This window comes from Streptomyces sp. KLMMK (genome assembly GCF_036961605.1).
In the GTDB taxonomy this organism is placed as follows: domain Bacteria; phylum Actinomycetota; class Actinomycetes; order Streptomycetales; family Streptomycetaceae; genus Streptomyces; species Streptomyces telluris.
In genome coordinates, this window is record NZ_JBAMDC010000013.1 from 34,645 (window position 1) to 61,611 (window position 26,967).

The 26,967-nt window shown below is 69.4% G+C and carries 28 protein-coding genes and 2 pseudogenes; 13 read left to right on the forward strand and 17 right to left on the reverse strand.

Features of this window, described 5'->3' with window-relative positions; genetic code table 11:
* Positions 1–241: 241 nt before the first annotated feature.
* The 3 genes from V7793_RS04285 (at position 242) to V7793_RS04295 (ending at position 3,486) form a co-directional block, all read left to right on the forward strand.
* Complete coding sequence (locus V7793_RS04285; protein ID WP_335581541.1) at positions 242–1,042, forward strand: phytanoyl-CoA dioxygenase family protein; 801 nt, start codon at positions 242–244, stop codon at positions 1,040–1,042.
* Entirely contained in the window at positions 1,039–2,559 is a 1,521-nt protein-coding gene (locus V7793_RS04290; protein ID WP_335581542.1) for an AMP-binding protein, read from the forward strand. The genes V7793_RS04285 and V7793_RS04290 overlap by 4 nt, the downstream gene beginning before the upstream one ends.
* A 429-nt stretch (positions 2,560–2,988) precedes the next feature.
* Positions 2,989–3,486 (forward strand): hypothetical protein, encoded by a 498-nt coding sequence (locus tag V7793_RS04295; protein WP_335581543.1) that lies wholly within the window; start codon positions 2,989–2,991, stop codon positions 3,484–3,486.
* A 31-nt stretch (positions 3,487–3,517) separates the two neighbouring features.
* Here the strand turns inward: V7793_RS04295 and V7793_RS04300 are convergent, their stop codons facing one another.
* From V7793_RS04300 to V7793_RS04310, 3 genes and pseudogenes are all read right to left on the reverse strand, one after another.
* On the reverse strand, positions 3,518–4,573 hold the full coding sequence (locus V7793_RS04300) for a helix-turn-helix transcriptional regulator (protein ID WP_335581544.1): 1,056 nt from the start codon (positions 4,571–4,573) through the stop codon (positions 3,518–3,520).
* A 310-nt stretch (positions 4,574–4,883) separates the two neighbouring features.
* A pseudogene (locus V7793_RS04305) lies at positions 4,884–5,045 on the reverse strand (substrate-binding domain-containing protein); the annotation flags it as partial.
* Between the two features lie 291 nt (positions 5,046–5,336).
* Positions 5,337–6,782, reverse strand: coding sequence for a hypothetical protein (locus V7793_RS04310; RefSeq protein WP_335581545.1), 1,446 nt, complete (start codon positions 6,780–6,782; stop codon positions 5,337–5,339).
* A gap of 591 nt (positions 6,783–7,373) precedes the next feature.
* On the opposite strand from V7793_RS04310, the gene V7793_RS04315 reads away from it, so the two are divergent.
* Together V7793_RS04315 and V7793_RS04320 are read left to right on the forward strand one after the other, a co-directional pair.
* Positions 7,374–7,712, forward strand: coding sequence for a PadR family transcriptional regulator (locus tag V7793_RS04315; protein WP_335581546.1), 339 nt, complete (start codon positions 7,374–7,376; stop codon positions 7,710–7,712).
* Between the two features lie 112 nt (positions 7,713–7,824).
* Entirely contained in the window at positions 7,825–8,544 is a 720-nt protein-coding gene (locus V7793_RS04320; protein WP_335581547.1) for a hypothetical protein, read from the forward strand.
* 151 nt (positions 8,545–8,695) lie between these two features.
* Here the strand turns inward: V7793_RS04320 and V7793_RS04325 are convergent, their stop codons facing one another.
* The 3 genes from V7793_RS04325 to V7793_RS04335 form a co-directional block, all read right to left on the reverse strand.
* Complete coding sequence (locus V7793_RS04325; RefSeq protein ID WP_335581548.1) at positions 8,696–9,187, reverse strand: hypothetical protein; 492 nt, start codon at positions 9,185–9,187, stop codon at positions 8,696–8,698.
* A gap of 373 nt (positions 9,188–9,560) precedes the next feature.
* The gene (locus V7793_RS04330) at positions 9,561–10,205 is read right to left on the reverse strand and encodes an NADPH-dependent F420 reductase (protein ID WP_335581549.1); all 645 of its coding nucleotides are present in this window, start codon (positions 10,203–10,205) and stop codon (positions 9,561–9,563) included.
* Between the two features lie 49 nt (positions 10,206–10,254).
* Entirely contained in the window at positions 10,255–11,067 is an 813-nt protein-coding gene (locus V7793_RS04335; protein ID WP_335581550.1) for an inositol monophosphatase family protein, read from the reverse strand.
* 114 nt (positions 11,068–11,181) lie between these two features.
* Between V7793_RS04335 and V7793_RS04340 the strand changes: the two genes are divergently transcribed.
* Positions 11,182–12,120: a LysR family transcriptional regulator gene (locus tag V7793_RS04340; protein WP_335581551.1), complete on the forward strand. Its 939-nt coding sequence runs from the start codon at positions 11,182–11,184 to the stop codon at positions 12,118–12,120.
* Here the strand turns inward: V7793_RS04340 and V7793_RS04345 are convergent.
* Both V7793_RS04345 and V7793_RS04350 read right to left on the reverse strand, forming a co-directional pair.
* Positions 12,099–12,263 carry a hypothetical protein gene (locus V7793_RS04345; protein WP_335581552.1) on the reverse strand — a complete coding sequence of 55 codons (165 nt, stop codon included), beginning with the start codon at positions 12,261–12,263 and terminating at the stop codon, positions 12,099–12,101. The two genes, V7793_RS04340 and V7793_RS04345, sit on opposite strands and share 22 nt — an antisense overlap.
* 233 nt (positions 12,264–12,496) lie before the next feature.
* Positions 12,497–14,206, reverse strand: a complete 1,710-nt coding sequence (locus tag V7793_RS04350; protein ID WP_443057836.1) for a CocE/NonD family hydrolase — start codon at positions 14,204–14,206, stop codon at positions 12,497–12,499.
* A gap of 94 nt (positions 14,207–14,300) precedes the next feature.
* Between V7793_RS04350 and V7793_RS04355 the strand changes: the two genes are divergently transcribed.
* Positions 14,301–15,017 (forward strand): TetR/AcrR family transcriptional regulator C-terminal domain-containing protein, encoded by a 717-nt coding sequence (locus V7793_RS04355; protein WP_335581553.1) that lies wholly within the window; start codon positions 14,301–14,303, stop codon positions 15,015–15,017.
* Between the two features lie 52 nt (positions 15,018–15,069).
* On the opposite strand, the gene V7793_RS04360 is transcribed toward V7793_RS04355, so the two are convergent.
* The 7 genes and pseudogenes from V7793_RS04360 to V7793_RS38090 all read right to left on the reverse strand — a co-directional run.
* Complete coding sequence (locus V7793_RS04360) at positions 15,070–15,222, reverse strand: hypothetical protein (RefSeq protein ID WP_335581554.1); 153 nt, start codon at positions 15,220–15,222, stop codon at positions 15,070–15,072.
* A 5-nt stretch (positions 15,223–15,227) separates the two neighbouring features.
* Entirely contained in the window at positions 15,228–16,253 is a 1,026-nt protein-coding gene (locus V7793_RS04365; RefSeq protein ID WP_335581555.1) for a sporulation-delaying protein SdpB family protein, read from the reverse strand.
* Positions 16,247–16,864: an SdpA family antimicrobial peptide system protein gene (locus V7793_RS04370; protein ID WP_335581556.1), complete on the reverse strand. Its 618-nt coding sequence runs from the start codon at positions 16,862–16,864 to the stop codon at positions 16,247–16,249. The genes V7793_RS04365 and V7793_RS04370 overlap by 7 nt, the downstream gene beginning before the upstream one ends.
* Positions 16,865–16,960: 96 nt before the next feature.
* Positions 16,961–17,650: a sporulation delaying protein family toxin gene (locus tag V7793_RS04375; RefSeq protein WP_335581557.1), complete on the reverse strand. Its 690-nt coding sequence runs from the start codon at positions 17,648–17,650 to the stop codon at positions 16,961–16,963.
* Between the two features lie 177 nt (positions 17,651–17,827).
* Complete coding sequence (locus V7793_RS04380; RefSeq protein WP_335581569.1) at positions 17,828–18,190, reverse strand: GntR family transcriptional regulator; 363 nt, start codon at positions 18,188–18,190, stop codon at positions 17,828–17,830.
* A gap of 2 nt (positions 18,191–18,192) precedes the next feature.
* Positions 18,193–18,984: a hypothetical protein gene (locus V7793_RS04385; protein WP_335581558.1), complete on the reverse strand. Its 792-nt coding sequence runs from the start codon at positions 18,982–18,984 to the stop codon at positions 18,193–18,195.
* 12 nt (positions 18,985–18,996) lie between these two features.
* Positions 18,997–19,176: pseudogene (locus V7793_RS38090) on the reverse strand (DUF1648 domain-containing protein); the annotation flags it as partial.
* 552 nt (positions 19,177–19,728) lie between these two features.
* Between V7793_RS38090 and V7793_RS04390 the strand changes: the two are divergent.
* The 5 genes from V7793_RS04390 (at position 19,729) to V7793_RS04410 (ending at position 22,762) form a co-directional block, all read left to right on the forward strand.
* On the forward strand, positions 19,729–20,544 hold the full coding sequence (locus V7793_RS04390; protein WP_335581559.1) for an SDR family NAD(P)-dependent oxidoreductase: 816 nt from the start codon (positions 19,729–19,731) through the stop codon (positions 20,542–20,544).
* Positions 20,545–20,730: 186 nt separating this feature from the next.
* Positions 20,731–21,528 carry a GNAT family N-acetyltransferase gene (locus tag V7793_RS04395; protein WP_335581560.1) on the forward strand — a complete coding sequence of 266 codons (798 nt, stop codon included), beginning with the start codon at positions 20,731–20,733 and terminating at the stop codon, positions 21,526–21,528.
* 226 nt (positions 21,529–21,754) lie between these two features.
* Positions 21,755–22,081 (forward strand): PadR family transcriptional regulator, encoded by a 327-nt coding sequence (locus V7793_RS04400; protein WP_335581561.1) that lies wholly within the window; start codon positions 21,755–21,757, stop codon positions 22,079–22,081.
* Positions 22,078–22,434 (forward strand): DUF1048 domain-containing protein, encoded by a 357-nt coding sequence (locus tag V7793_RS04405; protein ID WP_335581562.1) that lies wholly within the window; start codon positions 22,078–22,080, stop codon positions 22,432–22,434. The genes V7793_RS04400 and V7793_RS04405 overlap by 4 nt, the downstream gene beginning before the upstream one ends.
* A 1-nt stretch (position 22,435) precedes the next feature.
* The gene (locus tag V7793_RS04410) at positions 22,436–22,762 is read left to right on the forward strand and encodes a DUF1048 domain-containing protein (RefSeq protein WP_335581563.1); all 327 of its coding nucleotides are present in this window, start codon (positions 22,436–22,438) and stop codon (positions 22,760–22,762) included.
* A gap of 87 nt (positions 22,763–22,849) precedes the next feature.
* On the opposite strand, the gene V7793_RS04415 is transcribed toward V7793_RS04410, so the two are convergent.
* On the reverse strand, positions 22,850–24,589 hold the full coding sequence (locus tag V7793_RS04415; RefSeq protein WP_335581564.1) for an FG-GAP and VCBS repeat-containing protein: 1,740 nt from the start codon (positions 24,587–24,589) through the stop codon (positions 22,850–22,852).
* On the opposite strand from V7793_RS04415, the gene V7793_RS04420 reads away from it, so the two are divergent.
* Entirely contained in the window at positions 24,579–25,133 is a 555-nt protein-coding gene (locus V7793_RS04420) for a hypothetical protein (protein WP_335581565.1), read from the forward strand. The two genes, V7793_RS04415 and V7793_RS04420, sit on opposite strands and share 11 nt — an antisense overlap.
* An 827-nt stretch (positions 25,134–25,960) precedes the next feature.
* Here the strand turns inward: V7793_RS04420 and V7793_RS04425 are convergent.
* Positions 25,961–26,967 (reverse strand): substrate-binding domain-containing protein (locus V7793_RS04425; protein ID WP_335581566.1); only part of this gene is annotated, 1,007 nt, incomplete at its 5' end.

Consider the following 26,967-nt stretch of genomic DNA (forward strand, 5'->3'; position numbering starts at 1 on the left):
GAGCGGCTCGACCTCCGGCCCGTACCGGCGCGACGTGCTCGGCGGCGGCCACTTCTCCACCCAGGAGATCCGGCGGACCCTCCAGGTCGGATCGCTCCCACCCATTCCGCCGCATCCGGCTCTGCCTCCTGAGGAGTGGCCCGTGTCCCCCCATGTCCTACGCCCAGCGGAGGCTGTGGTTCCCACGCCTACGTAACGCTTTTCATCGCCCCACAGAACAAGGCAGAGAGGCCATCGAGTTATGCTCACAGAAAGCCAGATATCGGAATACCATTCCGAAGGGTTCCTGCTCCTCGAGGACGTTTTCGAAGCCGACGACATCGCCGCTCTGCGGCGTGAGGTGGCCGATCTCTACGCGACCGAGCACCCTGGGCGGATCTTCGAGGAGGACGGCACCACGGTGCGGGGCATCCACGGCTGCCACACCACGGGAGCGCTGTTCTCCAGGCTGGTGCGGCTGCCCGAGCTGCTTTCCGCGGCGGAGGAACTGCTGGAAAGCAAGGTGTATGTGTTCCAGTGCAAAGTCAACGCGAAGCAGGCGCTTCGCGGGGACGTGTGGCAATGGCATCAGGACTACAGCGTCTGGGGGAACAAGGACGGTATGCCGGAGCCGCGGGCGGTCAATGCCGCGTTGTTCCTGGACGACGCGACCGAGCACAACGGCCCGCTGCTGGTCGTACCCGGTTCGCATCGAAACGACGCGATAGCCCCGTGGCGTCCTGAGTCCGAGGGCGCGTCGCAGTGGGAGGCCGACCTGTCGGCGAAGCTGGAGTTCGCCCTGGACGCCGAACAGATGGCCAGGGTGACCACGGAGTCGGAGATCCGGTCCATCGTCGGACGTGCCGGAAGCCTGCTGTTCTTCCACCCCTGCATCGCGCACGGCTCCGGTGCGAACATGTCACCGACCGACCGGACCATGGCCTTCGTCAGCTACAACAGTGTCGACAACGAATTGCGCGAAGTGCCCAATCCACGCCCGGAGTTCGTGGCATCGCGTGACTACCGGCCGCTGGAACTCGTCGACGGGGGGCTGATCGCATGAGCGACCTCGACGGTTCACTGATCCGGACGCTGGTCGACGCCATCGCCCGGCACCGGGATGCGGTGGCGGTTGTCGACAACGGCATCGCCCATACCTACGCCGAACTCGACGACGTGTCGGCCGAGATCGCCGGCGGCCTCGCCGAACAGGGCATCGGTCCCGGTGACGTGGTCGACGTGCACGCGACTCGTTCGTGGTTCCGTTGCGCGGCGGTGCTGGGTGTGTGGCGCGTTGGAGCCGGCGTGCTGTCCATCGACCCGGCCATGCCGCCCACCTGGACCGGCAAACTGGTGAGCAGCGCCGACTGCGCCATGATCCTGCGGGCCGATGAGTGCGCACCGATCGCATCGGGGGTCCCGGAACACACCTTCCGGTCGATCCGGGGAACGAGGCGGGACGAGGTCGCGACCGGTCCGGTCTGCTACGTCATCCCCACCTCCGGGTCCACGGGCGAACCCAAGGCCGTCGCGGTACCGCCGGTGGTCCTGGCGGACCTGGGGAACTGGCACGTCCAGCGGTGGAGCCACGACCGGCCTCCGAACACCCTGCACATGTCGTCCATCGGCTTCGACATGGTGTACGAGGACACGGTGGCGACCTGGCTGGCCGGCGCGACCCTGATCGTGGTGAACGACCAGGACCGGCTGGACCCCTTCACATTGATCGACATCATTCGCGAGCACGACGCCGCCCGTCTCTTCCAGCCGGTGGTCGGGTTGCACGGACTGGCCGCCGCCGCGTGTGCCGCGGGCGAGAGGACACCGAGTCTGCGGGAGATCTCGGTGGCAGGCGAACAGTTGGTGATCAACGACGAAGTGCGGCAGTTCTGTGCCGACGGTGACCTCACGCTGGTGAATCAGTACGGGCCGAGCGAAACCCATGTGGTCACTCAGTACCGGCTGACGGGCGACGTCGCCAACTGGCCCGACCGGCCGCCCATCGGCACTGCGGTCGTCGACGCGGAGCTGCTGTGCCATGTGGAAGGACGGCTGCGCCCGTTCGCGCCCGGAGAGACCCGAGAGCTGGTCATCGCCGGGAATTGCGTCGGGATCGGGTACGCCGCTGACGACGAGCTCACCGCGAAGCGATTCCGGGAGGTCGAACATCAAGACGGTGGCATGCGGCGCTGCTATTTCAGCGGAGACCTGGTCACGTTCGACGGTGTCGAGTTCCACTTCGTCTCCAGGCTCGACGACCAGCTCAAGGTGAACGGCTACCGAGTCGAGCCGGGTGAGGTGGAATCCGTGATCAGCGGGGTCGCCGGTGTCCGTCGAGCCGCGGTCGTCGGGGTCAAGGTGGCCGCCTCCACGCAACTGGCGGCGTTCTACACCCTCGTGACCGGTGCGGAGGTCGACCCGGACGACCTGCTCAGTGCGTGTGCCTCCCGTCTGCCCCGGTTCATGGTCCCCAGACACTTCACTGAGCTGGACGTACTCCCGTCGACGCGGAACGGAAAGATCGACCGGGCGAAGCTCCGGGAATCGTTTCAAGAGCCTTCGGTGAGCCGTGACGGCTGAAGGCGTCGGACAGCTATATCTGCCGCATCGTCAGCTACTGAGACCCTTTGGGTGTTTCATCCGCCCCCCGCTTTGGTGCCGGAGAACTTGGTGAGTGGTTCCGTCGGTGGATTCCGGGACGGGCGCCCATCACCCTGGAAGAGCGGGAGGGGAACGGGGACGTACGGGTAAGGCGCCCGGATCCGTGACCGTGCCCGGCCCGGTGGGGCCGGCCGTCCGCCGTGCCCGGCCCGGTGGGCAGGCCGGGCATGCGGCTGTCGGGACCGGCGCCCGAGCGGCAGAATTCTCGCTACGGTTGCAGGCGCTCACGTAGCCCCTCCCTTTCCTCGGTGTGTCCGGGAGCCCTGATACACCTCATCCACCCCGCATCGCCCGGACTTGCGGCGAGATCGGAGAACCGTGCCCGGACAGAGAGGTCTCAGTCAGCCGGTGCAGTGCTTCGTCGAAGAGCTGGTCCTGTGCGTGGCGGCCAACGGTGCCAAGGGGCCTGCCCTGCTGTGGTCCGAGGATCCGACGACCTTGCCGGCCCTGCTCGGGTTGTCCCGGCCGGCCCGCCCGGAAGCGGGTGCCGGTTCCTCCGTGCCGGGCGGACCGGGAACGGAGGAACTGGCGGCGGAGCTGGGCCGCAGGCTGCAACTTCCGGTGCGCTCCTTCTACCGCTTCCTGTCGGCCGGTTCCCCCGTCACGGAGGGCGCACCGAGGGGTGCCGAGTCCACGGTCACGGTCCTGGAAGGAGCCTGCCGCTGCGTCCTGTCGCGTATCGGTGAGGACCCGGCGCAGGACCCGGCACCTCGCCCCTCGCACCCGCTGGGCATGCGGCTGCGTTCCGGTGGCACCCTCTTCGTGCCCCGGGGCCACACCTACCGGCTGTCGGAGATCTACGCGCCGACCACACTGCTCGAACTCCACCTGGAGTGCCCGGACTGACGGTGTGCGCCTCCGGAGGACGGCTGCCGGATCAGGCCGGTGCTGTCGTGGGTTCCGCGTCCCGCTCTCCCTCGTCATTCAGCAGCCCCCTCGCGGACACCGCGACGCCGGCCTGGAAACGGCTCTGGACGCCGAGCACCTGCATCATGTCCGCGATGTGCTTGCGGGTCGTGCGCAGAGACATGCCCAGCCGCCGCGCGATGGTCTCGTCCTTCAGTCCCGCCGCCAGCAGCCGCAGGATGGTGCGGTCCAGATCCTTGGCGACCGTCTCCAGGCCGTCGGTGGCTGCGTTGGAGAACGGCTGGGCCTGCGACCACATCTGCTCGAACAGCTCGTACAGGAAGTGCACCACCGACGGCTCCCGGACCACCACCGCGCCCAGCCGGTCGTTGCGGTTGGTCATGAACGCCAGTTCCCGGTCGAAGATGATCACACGGCCGGCGAGCTGGTGGGCGGTCCGGTACTCGCCGCCCAGCGCGCTCATCGTGGCCACGTACGCCTGGCTGGGACTGTTGAACCGGGCGGTGTGGTGGTAAAGGGTGCGCATCCGCACCCCCCGGGCGAGCATCTGCCTGTCCCGGACCAAGGCGTCCTGGAGCACTTCGGGCGGGCGGGTGCCGCCGGGCTGCACGGTGACCGTCTCCTCCTGGCACTGCTCGGCCGCCCGGTTCAGCGCGGCCCGCACCTGGGTGAGTCCGGGGATGGTCTCCAAGTCCGTGAAGGCACCGTGCCTCCCCTTCTTGTAGTCGGACGCCAGCCGGGCGAACTGGTCGCGGAAGACGCGCAGCCGCGTCTGCTGTTCCGCGATGGCACGCTCCACCGGCGCGGTGGCCACGGCGGCGACGAGGTGCGGGTCGACGGCCCACAGCCGGCCGTCTCCCTCCTCGCCTCTTTGCACCAGGCCGATCCGGACGAGGTAGTCCACTGCACTGCTCACCGCCTTCTCGCAGACCCCCGTCTCTTCGGCCATCCGGACCAGGTCGAGCTGACCGTGCAGGGCCAGCCAGCGGTAGACGGCCACTTCCTCGGCACCGAGTGTGTCCTCCACGGTTAATACGTCGTCATCATCGGTCTGCTGCTTCCCCATGGGTCCTCCCGGTTTCCGCTCGTAGCGGTGGTTGAGCCTGCGGTCGTCGGTCAGCTTCTATGCCTCCGAAGAGCCGGAGGCAGGGGAATCGGTTGCCCCGTGGGGGCGAGGAGGCGCCGCTGCCATCGACGCGATCTTCACGTGGCGTCGGCCCGGGCAGTACGTCTTACGGCCCCCGCCGCCACCTTCCGGATCGGCGTTTCCCGTGGCCGGGAACGGTGTTGGGGGCAGCTCGGCGTGGCGGAGGTGGGGGAGGAGGGAGGGGTGCGGGGCGATCGATGGCCTTCGGGGAGGCGGTTGTGGGGGCCGTGTCGACGATTTGCCAGCCTTGCTGGGTGAGGGGTTCGGGGACGGTGGCGGCTTGGAACTGTTTGCTGTTGATGCGTTGGAAGGCGGAGGGGTCGCCGTCGCCCGCTCCGATGTTGTACGGGGCGCCGCCGCCCTTTATGCGGGCGGCGCGCAGGGCGGGGGCGTCCGCGCACTGGCCCCCGCCCCCGTCGAACGGCCCGATGCCGCCGTCATGCCCAGGCCGATCCGCATCCGGGCCCAGCAGCAGCCGCACACCATCCGCCTCGCGCCCACCGCACTTGCCTGACCCTCTGACATCTGCACTCCCGCGCCTGCTTGCTACGGGGTGTAGGACAGCATCACGCGTCAGCTGGGGATCCGAGCTCTGGGGCTCGACGGTCAGCCCCTCCAGCCGTTGCTTGACGAACCGGGCCCGGCAGCGATGGCGCCACTGGGCGCACCCCCTCCGGAGAGGTCACGATTCGTTTGCTTCGGCACCCTTGCCCGGATCGGACCGCACGCAGAGGGAGATCGTGGTGGGGGGCTCCGAGTCCCCGTGGCCGACCTTCAGCACCACCCGGTCCTCCTCGCGGCCGGCCTGGAGCGCGGGGAGCGCGGCCCGGCCCCGGACGTCCGTGGTCAGGAGGGTCTCTGTCGTTCCGTCGCTGAATGTCGTGCCTCCGTCGGAGACCACGCGGCAGGTGAGCGGCACGCCGGGGATGGGCAGGCCGTTGCTGATGTACTGAACCACGCCCGACATCCCGGTGCGCTGCCCCGGGGCTGTCTCCGTCACCAGTTGGGACACGAACTGGGTTTTCCCGCACGGACTTTCGGGGTCATCGGGAATCGGGTACTGCCCGATCGACTTGTTGGTCGGGTTGGTGTACCAGACCCATTTGCCGTGCTTGTCCACGCACAGCCCCATGGCGTCGCCGCCGTTCGGCAGGGACGGGCCCGGGAGCTCGGTAATGTTCTTGTCCGTACGGAAGCGTGAGATCCCCTTGCTGGTCGCTACCCAGAGATTCCCGTCCGTGCCCAGCATCATCTGTCGAGGCGCGCCGAATCCGGAGATGAACCGCTGCGTCCAGCTGCGGAGGGCTGTGTCGTACCGACAGATCTGGCTTGGATTTTCGGTGCCCACCCATATCGCGTCCCCATTGGGGCCGGCGACGACGTGAACCGGCTTCTGGCTGCTTCCCCCGGGGAGCGGAACGGGCTCAGGCTGCTCGTCCTTGGCGGGGGTATACCTGTAAAGGCTGTTCGTCTTCCGCGGATAGTCTCCCGCGCTGGCCTGACCCGTCATCCAATAGGTGCAATCGCCGGGTGATTTCGCGCTCGCCGGAGCGGTGACGGCCACGGACCAGAGCCAGGTGTCGTAGACGGGGTTCTGCTGGGCGTCCGGAAACGGATATGTGCCGGGAGTGCCGGACTCGTCTTCCGCGTCATAATATCCGGCTACAGTATGCAAGGGCTCGACGAACATGATCCAATAGGAATACACGGGTGTCCCGGCGGCACCCTTGTCGATCAGCAGCCACGTGAGGGCCTGAACCCAGGATTCGTAGGCAAGTTTGATCCCGGAGAGTCGCCTCTGGTTCACGATGTCGTATTGGACGACCGAGTCTCCGGCCCAATCGGAGACGCAGGTGAACCATACGGCCTTCCTCCCGTCCGTTCGCGTCGGGCGGGGGTCCGGAATGATTCCGATGCAGGGCGTGGGAACTTCGTCGGTGACCGCGAGTTGGTTGGCAAGGCTGGTCGGATTCACCTGGACGAGCCCAGTCCACTCGGTCGTCACCCAAAGGTATCCATCCGGTCCGACGGTGACGAACTGCGGATCAGCGGTGCCATTGAGGAGTGGGTATTCCACGGGTTCGCCAACGCCCGGCATTCTGGACCACTCCTTCGACGTGCCGCTCAAGAATGAAGTGTCTACTATCGGCCCGGCATGGCCGCCGTGCAAGTGGCCGTTGGTAGATTGGCTTGAACGCACGCCGCAAGATGTGCGTTCAGGTATTTCTCAGGTGGCTGGTGTTCGGTGTTGGCGAATGATTCCCCCGGCGCCTTTGCGGCCCTCTGCGTGACATATCCATTACACATGCTGCTGTGAATGTTGTGTCAGAGTGCGGCTCCGGGTGTGTGTGAGACGCATGCGCGCAGCTGTCCAGTCAGAGCGAGCAGGGGACATGAGGAGTGGGCAAGCGGTTCATGCCTTCCTTTCCCGCTGCGCCACCGGCATCCCCCGGGAACCTTCAGCTCGAAGGGCCTCGCCGTCCCGGGCCCGGACCCACAGGACGAGGCCGCGAGCCGGCTCCGGCACCGGCCCGCGAGACGGCGGCCGCCACCGCCGCCCTGCTGCGCGCCGCCGTGGAACAGTGCAGCTGACCCGTCGTGGGAAAGCCCCGCGCATAGCGGGACTGACCTGCAACGTTCCACCAGAGACCACCGCGCTGCCATCTCGCAGGGCTCTAACTCTAGATAGATAGTGTTCGAGCTAGGTAGAGTTGGTGGTATGGCAGAGCCAAAGATGACCCGCACCACACTGGACGTGCTGTCAGTGCTGGTGACACAGGATCAGGAGCTCTACGGCCTGAAGATCGCTCAGGCCACAGGCGTCCTGACAGGCACGATCTATCCGATTCTGGCCCGCCTGGAGCAGGCAGGCTGGGTGACCAGCGAATGGGAATCCGGCGAAGAGCCCGACTCGCGAGGGCCCCGGCGTCGCTTCTACCGGCTCACCCCGAACGGGCTGCAGCGGGCCCAGTCGGCACTCCAGCGCGCGGCATCCCGCCGGACGGCCGCCCCCGGCCGCCCCGGAGCCGCCGGTCCGTCCATCGGCTTCGGAGCGTGAGGACAGCACAGTGGACGGATACTTCACCGACCCCGCCTTCTGGGTTCTCCAGCTGTTGCTGCTCTTCATCGGGTGACTGGTCAGGCAGGTCGCTTCAGTCACCGAGTGGCGTGTGAACCGGATCATCCGCAACGCGAAGAAGCAGATCGAAGGCGTGGAGGGAACGGAGGAACTCCTCAGCGGGTGGGACGAAGAGATCACGGAGGCTCCCCGCGGAGTGCTGTTCACCTACTTCATCGCTTGCCGCATACGGCGGCAGGCTCGCCACGTCACGAGGCTGCTCCGCATCCAGCAGGAAGAAGCAGCAAGCGGAGATGCGGCGCTCACCACGGCCTCGCGTCGACAGCAGCGCCGCGCCCGTCGCGACGAGCGGCGAGCACGGCGGATGTCGGGCACGATCAAGCACCTGACCAACATGGCTGCGGCCCTGATCGGGCCTGAGCACGGTATGGATTACTGGGCGCAGTGGACCGCAGAGCTGGAACAGATCAGGAACCCGGCCATAAGGCTCGCTCACGCCTTCAGTAACGTGTGGGCCGCCCTGAGGCTTCGCATGATCCTTCGGCCGGCACCCGCCGTGGAGGAGCCAGGGGTGGTCCGGGTCTTGGTGGGACGCCTTGCCCGCGGCGTCGACCGCGTCGCTGCCTCCAACATGCTGTCCGGCACACTCGCGGGCCTCCTGCTCGGGGGCGCCCTCTACGGGCTCTACTCCCTGGCGGGCCTCGAACCAGCCTGCTACGCAGCCATTCCGGCGATCTACTGCACCAATTGGCTTGTGGCACGAGCGCGCCAGTGGTGGGCGCTCCGCCGCACGGCCGCACAGCAAGAGTGAGAGATCCCAGCAAGCAGCAGTAGCAGTAGATGCTGCACCTTCACTGTGGATCCTCGCGGGACATTCGCGCGGGGATCCACAGGCAGGTTCGTCGGACCTCCCAACCGATAACAAGCCCTGCGGTGCACCGGTCCCGGCGAGAACGACCAGGTCAGGCAGCTGGAGAAGAGACAACTATGCGGCGTTGTCCTGCTGTTCGGCGACGGCGCAGCTGCTCCAGCTTCAGCGGCAGCAGCTCCCAAGTCCCGCGGTACCGCAGACATCCAGTTCTGCAGGAGGTGACCAGCCGGTTCTCCTCCAGGGGCATCCTGGCCGGCCGCATGACGGTGTTCCCGTCGTGGACACCGTCGTGGTTCATCCAGAACGAGACCCACAGCCGCGAGGCCCCGCGAGCCCGCGCGACGAGGTCCGCCCGCACCGGCAGCCGGCGCTCCGGCGCGGCCCGCGTCGATGCCGACGTCTCGACCCATGTGCCCCCGCCGGCGCCGTCGCCTGCTCCGTGCTGGGGACGCCGCTCGGTGCGCACCGCCGGGTTGTCCGCGGCCAGGTGTGCGATGCACTGCCCCGCCGGCTCACCGCTGCGCGCGGCGGCGTCCAGCACGAGAGCGAGAACCGCCGCCGGGCGGGCCTGACCTGGGGGCATCGCGCCGCCGAGGTGCTGGTCGAGCCGACCGACGATATGGCGCTCCGTCTGTGCAGGGGGTGCCAGACCGCCATGCTCCGGCTGCAGCGCGAGCGGGGAGCACACTGCCCACGCTGGTGCTGACCGGTCAGCCGACCGGTCCGGCAACGGCTGACCTTCGCCACGGAATGCGGCCCCGTCGGCTGCCTGCGGCTGCCCGCGACAGCACCGGCTCTTCGTGCAGGAGGCAGCCTGTCTCCTGCACGCGGCACGCGGATTCAGCGCGTGTCGCCGTACGCGGCCTCCTGCATGGCCCGCAGGATCCGCACCCAGCACCCAGCTGCCCCCGCACGAGCCCGCCACCTGGTTCTGGTCTGAACCCGGTCTTGGCGAGTCAGCGGGCGAGGGAGACGGCGAAGGGCTTGAAGCCGTGTCGGCGCAGGATGTGGGGCACGACCAGGATCATGGCCTCGGTGGCGCGGGCTGTGGTGATGTCGCCGAGGTCCTCGATCTGTTCGGGCTGCCAGCCCAGGTCGCCGAGCAGGCCGGTAACGGTCCTCTTCGCGTGTTCGCTGTTGCCCGAGAGGTAGACGGTCGGTGGGGTGGCCAGCGTCTCGGGAGCGGTCATGACCATGAACAGCATGGTGTTGAGGGACTTGACCACATGGGTGTCGGGGAGCGCGGCCTGGAGCTTCTCGGCAAGGCTGCTGCCGGGATAGCACAGGTCTCCGGGCAGGCCGTCAGCGGCGTCGTGGGTGGCGTTGGAGACGTCGATGAGGATCTTGCCGGAGAGCTCGGTGCGCAGGTCGGCCAGGCGCTCCCGGGAGCTGTCGCCGGGCGTCGCGTTGATCACGATGTCCGTGGTGCGGGCGGTGGTGCGCTGGTCGGCGAAGGCGATCCGCGGGACGAGCCCAATGGTGCGGGCGGCAGTGCCTTCGGGGCTCCGGCCACCGAGGGTGACATGGTGCCCGGCTGCGGAGAGCTTGCAGGCGAGGTTGGTGCCGACGCGGCCGGCGCCCAGGATGCCGATGCTGGTCATGAGGTGATGCTCCTTGCGGTATCGGGGTGGGAAGAGCGGAGACGTCCGGTCAGGCAATCAGCGAGAGGGCCTTGAGGGCGGCGCCGTGGATGCCGGGGGCGGCGGCCAGGAAGTCGCGGCTGCCGGTGTGCCAGGGCTCGCCCGTCAGGTCGGTGACGGTGCCTCCGGCTTCGGAGACCAGCAGGGCGCCGGCGACCAGGCCGGAGCGGACGTCGGAGAACTGCCAGAACGCGTCCATGCGTCCGGCGGCGACGTGGATGAGCTGCATCGTGGCGGGAACGGACACGCGCACGACCAGGCCGTTGATGAGCATGGCGGTGACGGAGTCACCGATCCGCTGGAAGGTGCGCTCGTCCTCGCCGGGCCTGGCCTGGCCGGTGCCGACGAGCGCGGCGCCCAGGTCGGTCTTGGCGGACACCTTCAGGGGCCGGTCGTTGAGGCGGGCACCGCCGCCGGCGACGGCGGTGTAGGTGTCGCCGGTCAGCGGCAGGTGGACGACGGTGAGTACCGGCTGGTTGTCGCGGACCAGGGTGGCGGTGACGGCCCAGTCCTCCATGCCGTGGACGTGGTTGATGTTGCCCTCGGCGGGGTCGACGACCCACCACTCCCCGGGCGGGAGCGCGCCGCCGGCCAGCTCGTCCTCGGCCCACTGCGACCCTCGCCGGGCCCGCAGCAGCGGTTCCCGCAGCACGTCCAGCACCGCGTCGTCGTTGGCGTGGATCTCGGCGACGACCTCGTCCAGACTCACGCCCCGGGCGTGCGAGGTGTAGCGGTCGCGCAGCGTGACGCCAGCGGCCTTCACCGCAGCGGTCACGTCGGACAGGATCGTCGCGTCGGCGTCGAAAGGCATGGCTGTGCTCATGGTGGGCTCCCTGGGATCGGTCGAAGCGGGGCGGTTGTCTCGCCCCGCACTTCGAAGGTAGGCCGCCTAGCCATTAACAACCAGTGCATGCTTGTCACTTGTAGAGTTACTCTCATGCAACTGGATCTGAACCTGCTCACCGCCCTGGACGCCCTGCTGGAAGAAGGCAGCGTCGCCGGCGCGGCAGCGCGTCTCCATGTCACCGCACCGGCGATGAGCCGCTCCCTGGGCCGCATCCGCAAGGCCACCGGTGACCAGATCCTGGTCCGCACCGGCCGCAGCATGGTCCCCACCACCCGCGCGCTGGCCATGCGAGCCCAGGTCCACGCCCTTGTGCAGCAGGCCCAGCAACTTCTCTCCGCGCAGCAGGAACTCGACCTGGCGGCTCTGGACCGGGTGTTCACCGTGCGCTGGCACGACGCCCTGACCACCGCTTGCGGCACCGCCTTGACCACGGCCGTCCACCATCAGGCCCCCGGTGTCCGCCTGCGCCTGTCCGCCGAACCCGGGACGGATGACGCCGAGCTGCGCCGGGGTGAGGTCGACCTCGAATCAAGCTCCAGCGCTCCGACGCTCCCCGACATCCGCCACCGCCTCGTCGGCAGGGACCGGCTGGTCGTTGCCGTCCGCCCAGGCCACCCGCTCACCGAAGGCCCGCTGAGCCTCGAGCGCTACGCAGCCGCCGAACACCTCACCGTCTCGCGGCGCGGAAGCCTGCGCGACCCGATCGACGACGCCCTGACCACACGTGGCCTCGAACGACGCGTCGTCGCCGCCGGGCCCACCGCCGCCTTCGCCCTGCAACTCGCCCTCGACACCGACCTGGTCGTCACCCTCCCCGACGCGGTCACCCGCACGGCTCGGAAACAACTCGGGCTGGCCACGCTGCCGCCACCACTTCCCCTACCCGACGTCCCCCTGTACCTGCTGTGGCACCAGCGCTACGACAACGACCGCGCCCACACCTGGCTCAGAGACCTGGCCACCAGAATCGTCCAGGCACTATTCGTGCGAGCGTGCGACTCCCCATCTCACGTCGAAACGACGTCGTAAGTCGCGTACACCACCAGGCGCAGCCAGTATCCGTTGCGGTGGGCGCCGAACAGGCGTGTCGCGGCGCACACCTGCTCGTTGCCCACGTTCTGCAGCAGGCTCTCGGCGAGTTCCCCGCCCGTGGTCTCGGCCGTCACCGTCACCGGCGTCTCCGTTCCTTCGGAAGCGGGGCCGGGGCGGCCCCGGCCTCACTGTGCGCGGCCGTGCCTCGCAGCAAGCGCCTCACACGCCGAACGACCCCCGGACGCTTCTCCCCACACAACCGTGTCCGCCCCGCGTACAGGGACTGAAGGGACGCGTCCTGAGTGACCTGGTGTGACGCGCTGGGCGACGAAGACGGTGCCGAGGAGCGAGGCGGGGCGTCGGGTCCGGCTGGTCAGCCGTTCCCCGTGGGGCCGGGGCCGGAACCCTGGGCATGCGTGGCAAGCAGCAAAGCCGAGTCCGTGTGGAGCGTGATGCGCACCGGTGTGAAGGTGGTGGCGTTCACCGGAGAGTCCCCGTTGCCGGGATTGCGGGCGTAGCGTGGATGGGCGCCTCCGCTGATCTGCCAGCGTATGCGGTGGCCGATGGCGAAGCGGTGGGCGGTGGAACTCATCGGCACGGTGATCTGCGACGGCTCCTGTCCGTCCGTCCGCAGCTGGCCCAGCCCGTCACAGACGTTGACGGAGCGGCCTTGTGCGTCGACGTCGCACAGACGGGTGAAGACGTCGGCGTGACCGGTGTCCGTGGAGATGCTCAGCCGCGCGGAGACCGGCCCGAGAATGTCCAGGGGCTCGGTCAGTGGGGGACCGGTGAACGTCAGTACGTCCTCCCGGGCCTCCAGGCTGCTGTTGTCGCGAGGACCGGCGGTGCGGGAGAGGAGAGGGCCGCCCAGGGACGGAGTGGGGTCTGCGGGGTCGTAGCGGAAGGACATCAGTGGTGCGGAGTCCGTGGGTGCCTGGTCGGTGAGATGCCCCTGCGCGATGGGAAACCACGGGCTGACGGACGCGGGCGGCGGCCAGTCGTCGAAGTTCCGCCAGGCGTCTTCGCCGCCGATGTGCACGCGCACCCCTGTGGGACGGAGGCCGGAGGGATCGGCGTACAGGTGGGCACGCAGCCAGGCGAGGCTCTCGGCGAACACCTCGGGCCATCCCTGCTGCAGGGCGGAGGTATGGGTCCAGGGGCCGACGAGCAGGGCGGTCTCGCATCCGGCCTGACGCAGCCGGTCGTACTGCTCGAAGGTCTGGTCGGCCAGTGCGTCGTGCCATCCGGTGATCAGACTCGTGGGCACGCTGAGCCGCTCCGCCGACTCCGCCAACGAAGCGCCGTGCCAGTAGGCGTCCTTGGCGTCAGGGTGCGTCATCACCTCGTCCAGCCAGGGCACCTCGCCGCCGAGGGCCGAGACGTGCGCCCCGCGCAGTGGCCGCGCTGTGGTGACAGCACGTAGTCGGCGCTGCAGGCGCAGTGTCGCCTTCAGGAAGGGTGCGATGCCTTGGTGCTGGTAGGTCATGCCCACGCCGACGGCGAGGGCTGTTTCCAGGTGCAGCGCACCGTCCGTGTGGAACAGGGCGTAGGGGTCGTGCAGGCCCACCTGTACCACCATTGCCTTCAGTTCTGGTGGCGGGTCCGCGGCAAGGGCCCATTGCGTGTAGCCGAGGTAGCTGGGGCCGACGGTCCCCAGTGTTCCGTTGAACCAGGGTTGCTCGCGAAGCCAGGACACCGTGGCGCGGCCGTCGGCGGCCTCGTTGCGCCACAGGTCGAACGCGCCCCCCGAGCCGCCGGTCCCGCGGCAGCTCTGCAGGACCACGTGAAAGCCCTGTTCGGCGAAGAGCAGGCCGTACATGGGGGACCACGGGAAGCCTCTGCCGTACGGCGAGCGCACCAGGAGGGTGGGGAAGTCGCCTTCGGCGCGCGGGAAGTAGTGGTCCGTGATCAGGGGGCTGCCGTCGGCGGCCGGCACCACCAGTCCCGGCTCCCATCCGACGTCGTGAAGTCCGGCCGGGAGGCGGCGCCACGTCGCCCTCATCATCCGTGAGGCAAGTGGCGGTTTCCCGGCAGGCGGTGCCCAGGTCGGCCTCGGCGCAGGGCTGTGCGTGGGTGACGGCATCGTTCCCCTCCTTGATTTCCGTACAGTGTACGAGAATAGGGCATGCTTGACTGTGCCCCGCAAGGGCCGCTGATCAAGGAGAGGAGCGTGGACCGTGCCCCGCGACGGAAGGGGCGGCGCCCCGGGTGTCGACCCCCAACAGCTCTGGCTGACCCCTGGCCAGCCCCGCAGAGGCCGCAAGCCTGCCTACAGCCGAGAGGCGATTACGGCGGCAGCCGTCGCCCTGGCGGACGCCGAGGGGCTTGACGCGGTCACCATGCGGAAAGTTGCCGCACAGGTCGGAGCCGGCGTCATGTCGCTCTACAGCTACGCCCCCGACAAGGAGACGCTGCTGCACCTGATGGTCGACCACGTCAGCGGCGAACTGCTGCCCACGGACACGCTCACCGGCGACTGGCGCGCCGACCTCAAAGCCATCGCCCGCCTTCAGCGTGCCCACATGCTGCGGCATCCCTGGCTGCCCGCCGCCCTGTCCACCCGCCGCGTCCCCGGACCCAACACCCTGGCCTTCCTGGAGCATGTGCTCACTGCCCTGCGGCCCACCGGACTCGACGGTAGGGCGAAGCTGGAAATTTTCGCCCAGCTCACAGCATTCGTGGCCGGGCACGTCGCCCACGAGATCGCGCAGGCCACGGCCTCGCAGTCCCCCGACCGGGCTGCAGCCGAAGCCCGCTATCTCGCCACTGTTGCCGCAGAGGGTCATCACCCGGAACTCGCCGAAGCGCTCTCCGCCCCCGGACGCCCCCTTACTCCTGAAGCCACCTTCACCCGGTTCCTCAACCGCCTGATCGACGGCCTCGACACCGACTGATCTCCCTGCCTCCCCCGTGCTGAGGGGAAGGCAGGGCGCCGGGCGGGTATGCCTACGATCCGTCGGTCAGCAGGCCCGTGCGCCCGCTCGTGGTCACCGAGGCCGGCCGGTAGGCGGTGGCCGGCACGGAGATGGTGACCTGGTCGGGCAGGAAGCCGGCGCCGTCGAGGTCCGCAGGGGCCAGGTGACGTGCGCTCGGCGTCATCCCTATCAGATTGAGGGCGCCTCCAGCCTGGTCAGGGACGTGAGGCCGGCGGCCGCCGGTTCCGGGGTCGCGGGGGAGGCGTCGCCGGGTGATGCGGGTGCGCATGACGGAGTCTGCCTCTTTCGCGAACGGTCGGGTGAGAGGAATGGGAAGTGATGACCGACGGGGCTGAGCAGGAGAAGGAGGCCGGCCGCCATGGCGAGGGCGAAGCTCCACAGGCCCATCAGCAGGGCGATGCCCAGGTGGAAGGCGATGCCGAGCGGCAGGAGCACCCACCGTGCCCGCTGGGACATCACCGGTGAGGCTGCCAGGGCGAGTTCGAGGGCGATGGGCAGCCAGGTCAGGGCCGCCATGCCGACGGGGGAGTAGACGACGAGGTCGGTGAGGGGGCGAAGCCATTCGGGGAAGCCGAAGGAGGAGTTGTTGGCCCAGTAGTACATGGCGCTGCCGTCGGCCCACTCGGTGTGCGGCAGTTTGGCCGCGCCCGCCTGGAAGTAGAGGATCGCCATCTGGAGGCGGGCGACGGTCCACGCACTCGCGCCGAGGAGGGCCCGGAAGCGCGTGGCGCGGGACGTGGGCTCGTCGTCCGTACGGGGCGCGGGTGTCCGCCAGTGCCAGCGGCGGTTGTCGCCGAGTGCGACGAGGGCCAGGAGCAGGGAGAGGATCCAGGTGATCTGGTCGCCGCCGTCGCCGATGGCGATGCCGGAAAAGACGCTGAAGCTGATGTAGGCGTGCGGCAGGGCTGTGATCCGGGGTCGCCAGCCGGACGCGACGAGCAGCAGGACGGCGACGCACAGCCAGCGGAGCAGGTCGAACTGCCCGCGCGGGACGAGACAGAAGGCGCCACCTGATGCCATGCCCTTGCACAGCGGGTACTCGCCGAGGGTGACGACAGGCCGGAAGAGGGTGGCCGTACTGCTGAAGGCCAGGGTGCCGGCGGTGCCGAGGGCGAGCAGGGTCCGGGCGAGGCCGTAGGCGTTGCCCCAGGGCAGGGGGATGCCGTGGGTGCGGCGGGTCGGCGTGGTCAGCATGTGACATCCATGGCGAGGTAGCGCTCGGGGGTGGTGCGCTGGTCGACGAGGTCGCGCCAGGCCCACGGCACGGGTTTCTCCTGGACGAGTGCGACGCGGCCGCAGACGGTCGGCTCGGGCGAGGGGTTCTTCACCGTGCGGGTGGGCCGGGCGTCGGCCAGGCAGTCGGCGAGGTCCTCCTCGCACTCCTTCCAGTCCTTCTTCTCGGCCAGGTTGAGCAGGAGGGCGATCTCGATGCCCTGCGATCGGGAGGCGCGGTCGAGGCCGAAGGCATTGCGGGGACTGGAGTGCGGGGTGAGCGCCAGCGAGGTCCAGGTGCCCTCGGCGGTCCGCCGGTAGGGCAGGACCTCCACATCCCTGGGGGACTTGGTGAAGAACGCCCACCCTTGTGGCGCGACGTTGGTGACCGTGGAGCGGACCTGCTTCTGGCCGGGCAGGGAGAGCACATTCTTGGGTACGTGGACCTCGGCCACGTAGAGGACGGCCACGCTCCAGAGGGCCGCGACGGCCAGGAACGAGCGGCCGGACACTTGTACGCGGCGTGGAGCCGGCCCGTCCGTGGCCTTGCGGAGGAAGTGGCGGACCCGTGCGGTCCCTTGAGGGCGTTTCACGTCGTCATCCCGGTCGTGGCGTGGCGGTCTGGGTGTGGGCCGGGCGGCCGGCGTCGCCCGGCCCACGGAAAGGTTGTTCGCTCAGGCGCGCCCGGGTCAGGCGGCCTTGAGGATCTTCGTTACGGTGGCGACGGCCTCGTCGTGGCCGAGGGCGGTGTCGTCGCCCTGGGGCGCCACGCTCCAGAACCAGTTCTTGGCCTTGACGAAGTTGGCACCGACCGCGACGGTCACGGTGACCGCGGCGGCCGCGGCCGTCACGGCGGCGGCGACGTGGACGACGGCGCCGGCGACGGCGACGAGGGTGCCGCACATCTGGCCGTTCTGGACCGGCTGCGCGGTGTCCTTGGCGTCCGACTTCTTGGCGATGGACAGCAGCTTGGCCTGCGCGTCGTTGACGGCGGCCTCAACCTTGCGCGGGTCGCCGCTGCGTACCTTCTTGCCGAACGCCGCGAAGAAGTCGGGGTACTTGGCGTCGACGGCGTCGGTGACGATCCGGGCGACGCGTGCGGAGTCCTTGGCGTCGGCCTTGGCGAGCTCCTTGCGCATCTCGCTGAACATCGGGCTCTTGGCGAGCTCGGCACCGACCTTGCCCTGCCCGAAGAACAGGCCCTGGAAGACGGCCTTGCCGTCCTTGGCCGCGTTCGGGGCCGGCTTGGCCGGGGCGGCCTTCACGGTCTGCGTGTGCGAGGCCGCGCTGGGCGCCGCGGCGGCCGTGGCGCCGGTGACGCAGACAACGGCTGCGGTCAGGCCGGCGATGATGCCGGCGGTGCGCCGGGTGGTCTTCATGCGGGTTCCCCCTCGGATATGGGCATGGTGGTCCCGCGGCAGGGACCGGAGGACGCCTGCCGCGGGACGCGTGATCTTCGGGAGGGAACGTTTCCATTACCGGCCGGTCAGGTCACCGGCCCACGAGGGTTCCTTATGTGATCTTGACGTCCGGAATCCCATGCTTAATACGGAAGTTCAGGCTCCACCGGTGAGGGACTTCCGGACGAGGGCGAGTACCTCCTCGTTGCTCAGCCCGAGGGCACGGGCGTCGGCCACGAGGCGATGCGCCTGGGCCATGAGGCGGGCCCGCTCGGCAGCCGGTCCTCCGGTGACGACGGCACCGCGACCGCGGCGCAACTCCAGCAGACCCTCCTCGCGCAGCCGTTGGTAGCCGCGGAGGACGGTGTGCATATTGACGCCGAGAGACGCGGCGAGGTCGCGTGCGGAGGGCAGGCGTTCGCCGGTGCCCACGGTGCCGTCGGCGATGGCGCCGCGGACGCAGGCGGTGATCTGGTCGCTGAGGGGGAGCGGCGAGGACGGGTCGACGCGGAAGAGCACGGTCACCCCCCGGTGGAGGTACGGCGCTCGCGTTCGGCGAGGGTGTTGAGCAGCGCGGCCGCGGTGGCGGCGTCGTCCACGGTGACGACGAACTCGCTGCCGGTCGTCAGCCGGGCGGCGATGGCGTCCCCGGACCGCAGCACGATGCCGCTGGCTCCCGGCCGGGCCCGGTATCCCCAGCCGCCGAAGTCGCGCAGCGGGTGGATGGGGCGGTGCGTGACCTCGGCGATGCGCTGCAGGGGCACGTTGAGGCGCGGCCAGGGGGCGATCGAGGGCGTAACGGTGATCCCCCGCCGGTCGGCCGTGACCCGGGCGCCCGTCAGCAGGGCCATGAGTGCTCCCGTGACCAGGAGCGGCAGGGCGGGCACCCATCCGGTGGTGAAGCCGACGACCAGTCCGGCGGTCAGGACCAGGGCGCCGGTGACGGGCAGGACCTGGGAGCCGGCAATGCGCGTCCAGCCGGCGGTCTCGGAGTCGCCGAGCGGAAGACGTGAGGCTTCGGTGGACGGCCCGGAAACGGTCTCGGGCTCCTCGGCCTTGCCGCAGATCAGCCAGGCCACCGCTGCATAGAGTGCCGCTGCCCCGAAGGCGAGTGCGGCCTGTGTCCCGGGCAGGGTGACGGATGAGGTGTCGTCGGCATCGGTGTTGGCGACCAGCACCGCGACGACCAGCCATCCGGTGAGCACCGCGACGGCACCGCCGATGACGGCCAGCACGCGCTGGACGCCGGGGTTCGGCCGTGTCCAGTAGGTGAGTCCACCGAAGAGGACGCCGTCGGCCAGGAGCAGTCCCAACGCCGTGGCGAGAAAGGCGGATTGACTCGAGAAGTCGTCGGCACCCCCGCCGGCTCCGAAGTGGGTGGCTATCCGGTCGGGAAGCCGGTCACGTGCGGACAGGAACACTGACAGGACGGCGGCAGCGGCGATCAAGGGCGGCAAGGCGGAAACAGCCGTTCGGCGGACGGACGCGGTTCGTGACTGCGGCATGACAGCACCTCCATTTGTTTGCACACTAGTAGAACAAGTGACGCGGAGATGGGGAAGACGACCCCCTGCTTCTTGACGCTGCTCGAACGCCCGGCCCGCCTCATGCTCGTGTGCAGTCGGCGGAGTGCGAGCGCCGTCACCGCCAACAGCCCGTCAGGCCTGCGTCGCGCGGGTCGGGAGATGCCGAGTCATGCCGTAGTCCCCCAGCAGCGACGCGCCGACGTGCGTCAGGGCGGCGTCAGGGATGTGACGTGTCACTTGCGTCCGGGTGCGGGGCTTCCTTGGATGGTGCTCGTGAACAGCCACCTGCGCCACGACGACCGGCCGCCTCATACGGCGCTGTCCGGTTCCGCGCGCTGTTCGCACAGGGTGCGCTGAGCGCACCCCTCATCACTGACGCCCCGGCCGCGCTCGATGCGCCCCGGTCGGCATCACCTGGCACAGCGCATCCCGGCCTCCGCCGGCCCCGTCGCTGATGCCTCTTCACGCTCGCACAGCAGCTCCGCCGGACCGCGGATCGCTGCTGCTCTGCCCTTCCCGGAGTGGATTTCCATGTCTTCTGCTGTCTCGCCCGCCTCCAGGACCGCGCTGGTCACCGGTGCCACCTCCGGTATCGGCTGGGAGACCGCGCGGCTGCTCGCCGCGCGGGGCGACACGGTCATCCTTCACGCCCCCGACCAGACATCCGGGGACGACGCCGTCGCCCGCCTGGTGGCGGCCGGTGCCGACACCCTGCGACTGCGTCTGGTCGTCGCCGACTTCTCCCGCCTGGACGAGGTACGGGCTATGGCCGCCCGCATCACCGAGGAGCACCCCGTCCTCGACGTCCTGGTCAACAACGCGGCCCTTGCCGCGCCCGAGCGGCGCACCATGACCGCCGACGGCAACGAACTCTCCCTCCAGGTCAACTTCCTGGCCGCCTACCTCCTCACCCACGAGCTCTCCGGTCCGCTCGGCGCCCGCCCCGGCAGCCGCGTCGTCAACGTCTCGTCCTCCATGCACCGCACGGCGTCCATCGCCTGGAACGACCCGCACCGCGCCAAGCGCTACTCCCGCCTCGCCGCCTACGCCCAGTCCCAGCTCGCGCTGACCATCTTCGCCCGGGAGCAGGCGCCGTGGACGTCGGTCAGCGTGCACCCCGGAGTGTGCGACACCGGCCTGCTGCCGCTGTACGCCCACGAGGGTGACACGGCGCTGGAGGGCGCCGAGCGCGTCGTACGGCTGTGCGACCCCGCCACCGAGCTCGTCCCCGGCGCCTACTACGACCGTACGGCCCCCGCCCCGGCCGCCCCCGTGGCGATGGAGGACCGCACGGTGCGCCGGCTGTGCAAGCTCGCCGAGCAGCTGGTCGCCGTCAAGTCCGTCTGAATCCCACCGCCACAGCAAGCGAAAGAAGGATCGCAGCCATGTCCAAGCGCGCCCGCAAGAAGCGAGCCCGTCGCAAGAAGAGCGCCAACCACGGCAGCAAGGCCTGCAGCTGACGGCAGGCCGGGGCGGGCGGTGCGACACCGGCATCGGTGCCGTACCGCCCGCTTTCGCATGTATCCCGGAGCGATGGTGATGCTGGTCGAACGTCTGCACGGCGCCGCCCTCCCGGCCGGGCCAGGGGCCCCCTGGTTCCCCGCCGGCCGCCCGGGGCTGGGAGCCCTCCCCGAGCATGTTGCCCTCACCGGTCACGGGACCTGGTGGGCCGACGACCCGTCCGGGCCCCGCGCAGCCGCCGTCTCCTGCGCAGGACACGCCATTCTGGCCGGGGACCCACGGTCGGCCGACCCTGGGGACCTGGCGCCCCTGGCCGGTCACTACGTGGCCGCGCCGGACAGGTTCCTGCCCGTCCTCGGCGCCGCCTTCCACCGCGTCGTTCCCTGGGAGCGCATGATCTGGGTCCACCGCGACCTGCCTCCGGCCGTTCTCCTCGGCCCTGAGATGACCGTCCGTCGTCTCCTGCCACGCGACGCCCACGCTCTCCGAACTCTCGGCCAGGACATGGCATGGATCAGCGCCGGCTGGGGCGGCCCCACCGGGCTCGCGGCTTCCGGCCGCTGCTGGGGTGTCTTCCGTGACGGATTCCTTCTCTCCCTCGCCTGCACCTTCTTCGTCGGCAGCCGGTACGAGGACATCGCCGTCGCCACCCTCCCGGAAGAACGCGGACGAGGCCTGGCCTCGGCTTGCGTCCAGGTGCTCTGCGCGGATGTCACCGCCCGCGGCCGCATCCCGTCCTGGACCTGCTCCCGCGACAACCACCCCAGCCGCCGCCTGGCGGCGAAGGCCGGCTTCCATCTCGTCCACGAGTTCGTGCACTTCGCGGTCGGGGCCGCGGTTCGGCCCCGGCCGGTGACAGCCACACCCTGAAGGAGTGCCTGCCTCCTTCGGGTACGCCTTTGGACGAGACGAGTTCTGCGAACCGAACCAGCGCTTCGCGCTCCCGGATGTCGAACCACTGTGCGGTCATGGAGGTCGCTCCCCGGTAGGTGAGGGCATGAACCCCTGCGCGCCAGGCGCTGGTCCACTAGTCGGTGTTACTGTGTAGTGGTACCTGGTGCTACGCAGTACCGAGGGAAGTCGAAGAGGATCCGCGATGGACGATCTGACGGAGATGCTCAAGGGCACGCTTGAGGGCTGCGTGCTTCAAATTATCGGCAGCGAGGAGACCTACGGGTACGCCATCACGCGTCGGCTGAACGAACTCGGCTTCGCCGACGTCGTCGAGGGGACGGTCTACACCATCTTGGTGAGACTGGAGAGGAACGGGCTGGTCCGGGTGACGAAACGACCATCCGGACTGGGCCCGCCGCGCAAGTTCTTTGCGCTCAACGACGCAGGGCGTGAAGAACTCGCGACGTTCTGGGCGAAATGGGAGTTCCTCTCATCACGAATCGACATGCTCAAGGAGGGCGGGCGATGAACTTCTGGGAGACCATGACGGGCAGCGACCTCACGAGGGAATGGAAGGCGTTCGAAGCCCGGGCCGAGGCATTGCCGGCCGACTACCGGGCAGCGTGGGAACAGATCACGGTTCACCTCTACCCCAGCGCGGGCTTCACGGGTCGCAACCTGATGCCGATTCTTGATGGCGTCCTGGGGCTGTTCGAAGAAACAGCGGCGGATGGGCAGAGTGTTCACGAGGTGCTCGGCGACGACATCGATGGCTTCTGCGTGGCGCTGACCGGCGGCGAAGGTGCCCGGAGCTATCGCGACCGGTGGCGCGAGCAGTTGAACAGGAACGTTGCAAAGAAACTGGGCCGGCTAGGAGGCTGACGTGGGCGTCCAGGACATCATCCGGGGCAAGAAGCAGTGGCGGGCGCACATGGCGCGGGTCCAGGCGCTGCCGCCCGACTACCAGATCGTCTACAAGGAGATACAGAGGTACCTCTTCAAGGTCGGACCGGTCGACTTGCCTGATGGGCAGCTGCTCTCAGGGATCGTCGATTTCTTCGAGGAGGGCGTGGCGGCCGGCAAGGGAGTCCTGAAACTCATCGGCAACGATGTCGCTGCCTTCTGCGACGACCTGCTCAAGGACTCGCGCACCAACGCGGACATCTGTCAGGAGTCCATCCGCGAGGAGCGCGGCACGGCCGAGAAGTAGAGGCGGAGGCTGGCCAACATGCGGATAGGGGTCCCGCCCTCCCTGTGGAGGACGGGACCCACTGCTTTGCGTGGTCCGAGGCGTCGCCTACCGGATCGTCGCTCCGAACGCCTTGCCGCCGGACGGGATGCCGTCCTTGCCCGGCTGGTACACCGTCACCGGCTGGTCGGTGCCGGAAGCGTCGTGCGAGACGACGTTCTGCCAGGGCACCGCGTACGCCGCGCCCTGCGTGTGCGGGCCGGTCGGCATGCCCACGTAGATGTGGGTCGGGGAGACGCCGACGGCCTGGCCGATCCGCTGGTTCGCACCCGGCGTGCCCGGAACGCCGTTGTGCCCGGCGTACAGGACGTCGTTGTGCGGGCCGGGAGCCCCGACGAGGGTCATGGTGTGGGTCGCACCGGCGGCGGCGACGGAGCCCTGGGTCTCACCGGGGGCACCCACGACGAGCTGGAGCGTCTGCCACGTGGGAGCGGTCCTGGGGGAGAGATTGATGGCCTGGAGCGTCTCGCCGAAGCGGTCGCCCGTCTCGATGCCTCCGATGACGTCCGGCTGGTCCTGGTTGATCACCTGGTACTGCGACCAGCCGCCGGAGGCGGGGATCTTGAACGTGAACACGGTGCCTGCGTTCTTCACATCCACCTTGTCCGCGTTGGTGACCGACTCGCCCGGAGCACCCGTGGCGAGGATGGAGTCCCCGTTCGGGCCGTTCTCCACCAGGGCGACGGAGGTGCCGAAGGCGTCGCCGTTCTCGGAGCCGCCGGAGACCTTGTCATCGTTCTGGTTGTTGTTCGCCCGCTGCGCCGGCTTGCCGTCCGCACCGCGCTTGTGCGACAGCACCCATACGGCACCGGCGTCGACGGCCTTGTCGATGTCCTCGCAGGGCGCGCCGATGGCGATGTTGTTCGCGTCGGCGGCGACGGACCAGCCGACCTTGTCGCCGGCTTCCAGGCCGCCGGACATGCCGGCCTCCTGGGTCAGGTTCACGTTGGTGCCACCGCGCACGTAGAAGACGTTGCCCGCGTCCTCCTTGGTACCGATGGCCTCGCCCGGGTCGCCGATGACGATGAAGGGATCGCCCTCGCGGGTCTGCCCGGCCGCGACGGCGTGGCCGAGCATGTCGCCCTTCTCGTTGGCCGAAGCCTTCAGCGCGCCGGTGCCCTGGCCCTGCACGAAGTCCTCGGCGGCGCGGCCCTTGCCGAGCCCGTTGGCGGAGCCGTAGACGAGGGACACCATGCCCGCGTCCGCGACCGACCCGGCGTCCTCGTACGGCACGCCGACGACGAGGTCGGTGTAGCCGTCCTCGTTGTAGTCCACCGTGGCCAGGGAGTGGCCGAAACGGTCACCGGCTTCCGCAGCGCCCGGGACGGATGACAGGCTCTGGTCGAGCTGGACGTTGCCCTTGCCGCCGCCGTAGACGACGCGCACGGCACCGGCCTCGGCGCTACCGCTGACCGTCGCCTTCGGGTCGCCGATGGCGATGTCCTCGATGCCGTCCCCGTTGAAGTCGACGACTGGGGCGGCCTTGACAGTGGCGTCCACCCAGGCGGCGAGATCGTCGGTGCGCACGGCAACACCCTTGGTCGACGTCTGCGCCGCATCGATGCCGAAGCAGCCGCCCTGATCGGAGCGGGAGGCCACCGACACGACCTGTGCGATGTCCCCAGCGGTACGGAAGAGGGGAGCGCCGCCGTCGCCGGAGCAGATCGCGGCGTTGTCGCCGGCGACCTCCACGTCGCTGCTGCCGGGAGCGGCCTCGGTGAACGTGCCGCTGTGCGCGCCGTGCTCGGGGAGCATGCGGCTACGAGCGGAGGACGCCATGTCCCTCATCACCATCATCATCATCGCCGCCGTGCTGGTGGTAGTTGTCTGCGCGGCGGCGGCGTTGACGCTCAGCGCGCGCCGCCGGAAGCTGCGGGAGCGCTTCGGACCGGAGTACGAGCGGACGGTGGAGGCCGAGGAAAGCCGCCGGGCGGGCGAGCGCGAGCTGCGCGAGCGCCAGGAACGCCACGACGCGCTGGACATCAAAGAGCTGCTGGCTCCTGTCCGGGACCGCTATGCGCAGGACTGGGCGCGCGTGCAGGAGCAGTTCGTCGACCGGCCCGAGGACGCGGTCCATGAGGCGGACCGGCTCGTGACCACGCTCATGGGCGAGCGCGGGTACCCGACCGAGGGGTACGAGCAGCAGGTGAAGGACTTGTCGGTGGAACACGGACGCACGCTGGAGCATTACCGCGCCGCCCACGAGGTCAACGACCGCAGCAGTCGCCACCAGGCGACCACGGAGGAGCTGCGGGGCGCGATGGTGCACTACCGCGCGCTGTTCGAGGAACTGCTCCATGACGGCGACCGGCCGCGCGGGAGCCGGGGGTGAGGCCGGTCGGCAGCCCACGGACGGTGGTCCGTCCCGGCGGTGTCCGGACTGACCACGATGAAGGACGACGGGAGTGAGAGGAAACGCGCAACCACGACACACCCCAGGACGGCGGGCGTGGACTCTCCACGGAAGACCTGGCCGGTGCCCGGCAGGGCGTCGGAGACACCGGAGACGAAGCGCCGGATCCGGCTGACGCGCCGCCGCAGTACCCCGGGGAGGCCACCGGCCTCGGCCGGGAGGGGCAGGAGGGCCGGGAGGGCCGGGAGGACGATGGCGGGGCATCCGCCGGTGGCCGTGCAACGGAACCGGCCGAGGAGAACGAGCCCCTGCTCGGCGGGGAACAGGAGGAATTCCGCGCCAGATGGCAGAAGATCCAGAGCGACTTCGTCGACGACCCCAGGGCCGCCGTCAACGCGGCCGACCAGCTCGTCGCCGAGACGATGCAGGCCCGGCCACGACCTTCTCCGAGCACAAACAAGGACTCGAGGACCAGTGGCAGCAAGGCGAGGAGGTGGCGACTGAAGATCTGCGCGTCGCCCTCCAGCACTACCGCTCCTTCTTCAACTGCTTGCTCAGTACGTGAGGTCTGCCGACCGGACAGTGCCCGTGCGCTCACCCGGTACCGCACGCGGTCCCGGTCCGAGGGCGCTGGTCTCGTACGCCGTGACCGGCTGCGGCGCGCTCGGCGCGGGCCCGGTCCAAGCCGAGCCAGGAGCGGTGGCGCGCGGGGTTGCCTGCCGCTGTGCACGGGTCGCCTTGAGCCGCCGCCCAATTCTCCCCAGGGCCCCGGGAGGCGCTTGTGAGGGCCATGTCGGCGCCTTCTCTTACGTGTCCCAGATCTTCCGGTAGGCGGCGCGGTAGCCGGGTGGGTCCCAGGAGGTGGTTCCGGTGCTGTTGGTGGCGGTGGCTACATGTACGGGGGCGACGTAGTTGCTGGCGGGGTGGTTGGAGAAGGCTCGGTTGAATTCGTCGATGATTTGCCAGCCTTGCTGGGTGAGGGGTTCGGGGACGGTGGCGGCTTGGAATTGTTTGCTGTTGATGCGTTGGAAGGCGGAGGGGTCGCCGTCGCCCGCTCCGATGTTGTACGGGGGGCCGCCGCCCTTTCTGCGGGCGGCGCGCAGGGCGGGGGCGGCGTCGGCGAAGTAGACGTCGTTGATGGCGACGGAGTGGGTCCAGGTATCGGGGAAGCGGGAGAGGAGGGAGGAGACGTCCTGGGGGGTGCGGCTGGACGTGTCCGAGATCGGGATGTTCTCCTCCGCCAGGAGCTCTACGCCGGTGCAGGTGGCGAGTTCTTTCTTGATCAGCTCGGACTTGTTCCTGGCGAAGGGGATCGAGGCGTCGGTGAACACCACGACTCCGGCGGTGCCGTGGGAGTGTGCGATGACCCAGTCCGCGCTGATCTTCGCGACGTCCTCGACCTGTGTGGTGACGTTGGTGAACAGCTCGGGGTCCTTGCTCGGGCCGGGGGAGCCGACTGCGTGCCAGCCGATGAGCGGGATGTGGTCCGCGTGCGCCCGCGCGACCTGTTGGGACGTCAGCAGGGGGTCGAAGCCGCCGATGACGATGCCCGCCGGACGGAGGGCGACGGCCTGGCCGAACGCCGCCTGGATCCCGGCGGGGGTGCCCTGGCCGTCGATCACCCGGACGTCCCAGCCGATGGTCCTCGCGGCTTCCTGCACGCCGCGGACGGTGCCGGCGACGCCCGGGTTGGTCATGGTCTGCGCGACGTAGACGATCTTCTTGCCGGGGACGGCCCGGGGGCCGGTGGTGGGGCCGTCCCAGGCCGCGTCGGTCTTCTCGGCCTGCCGGCTGGCGGCCCGGGCCTTCGCCA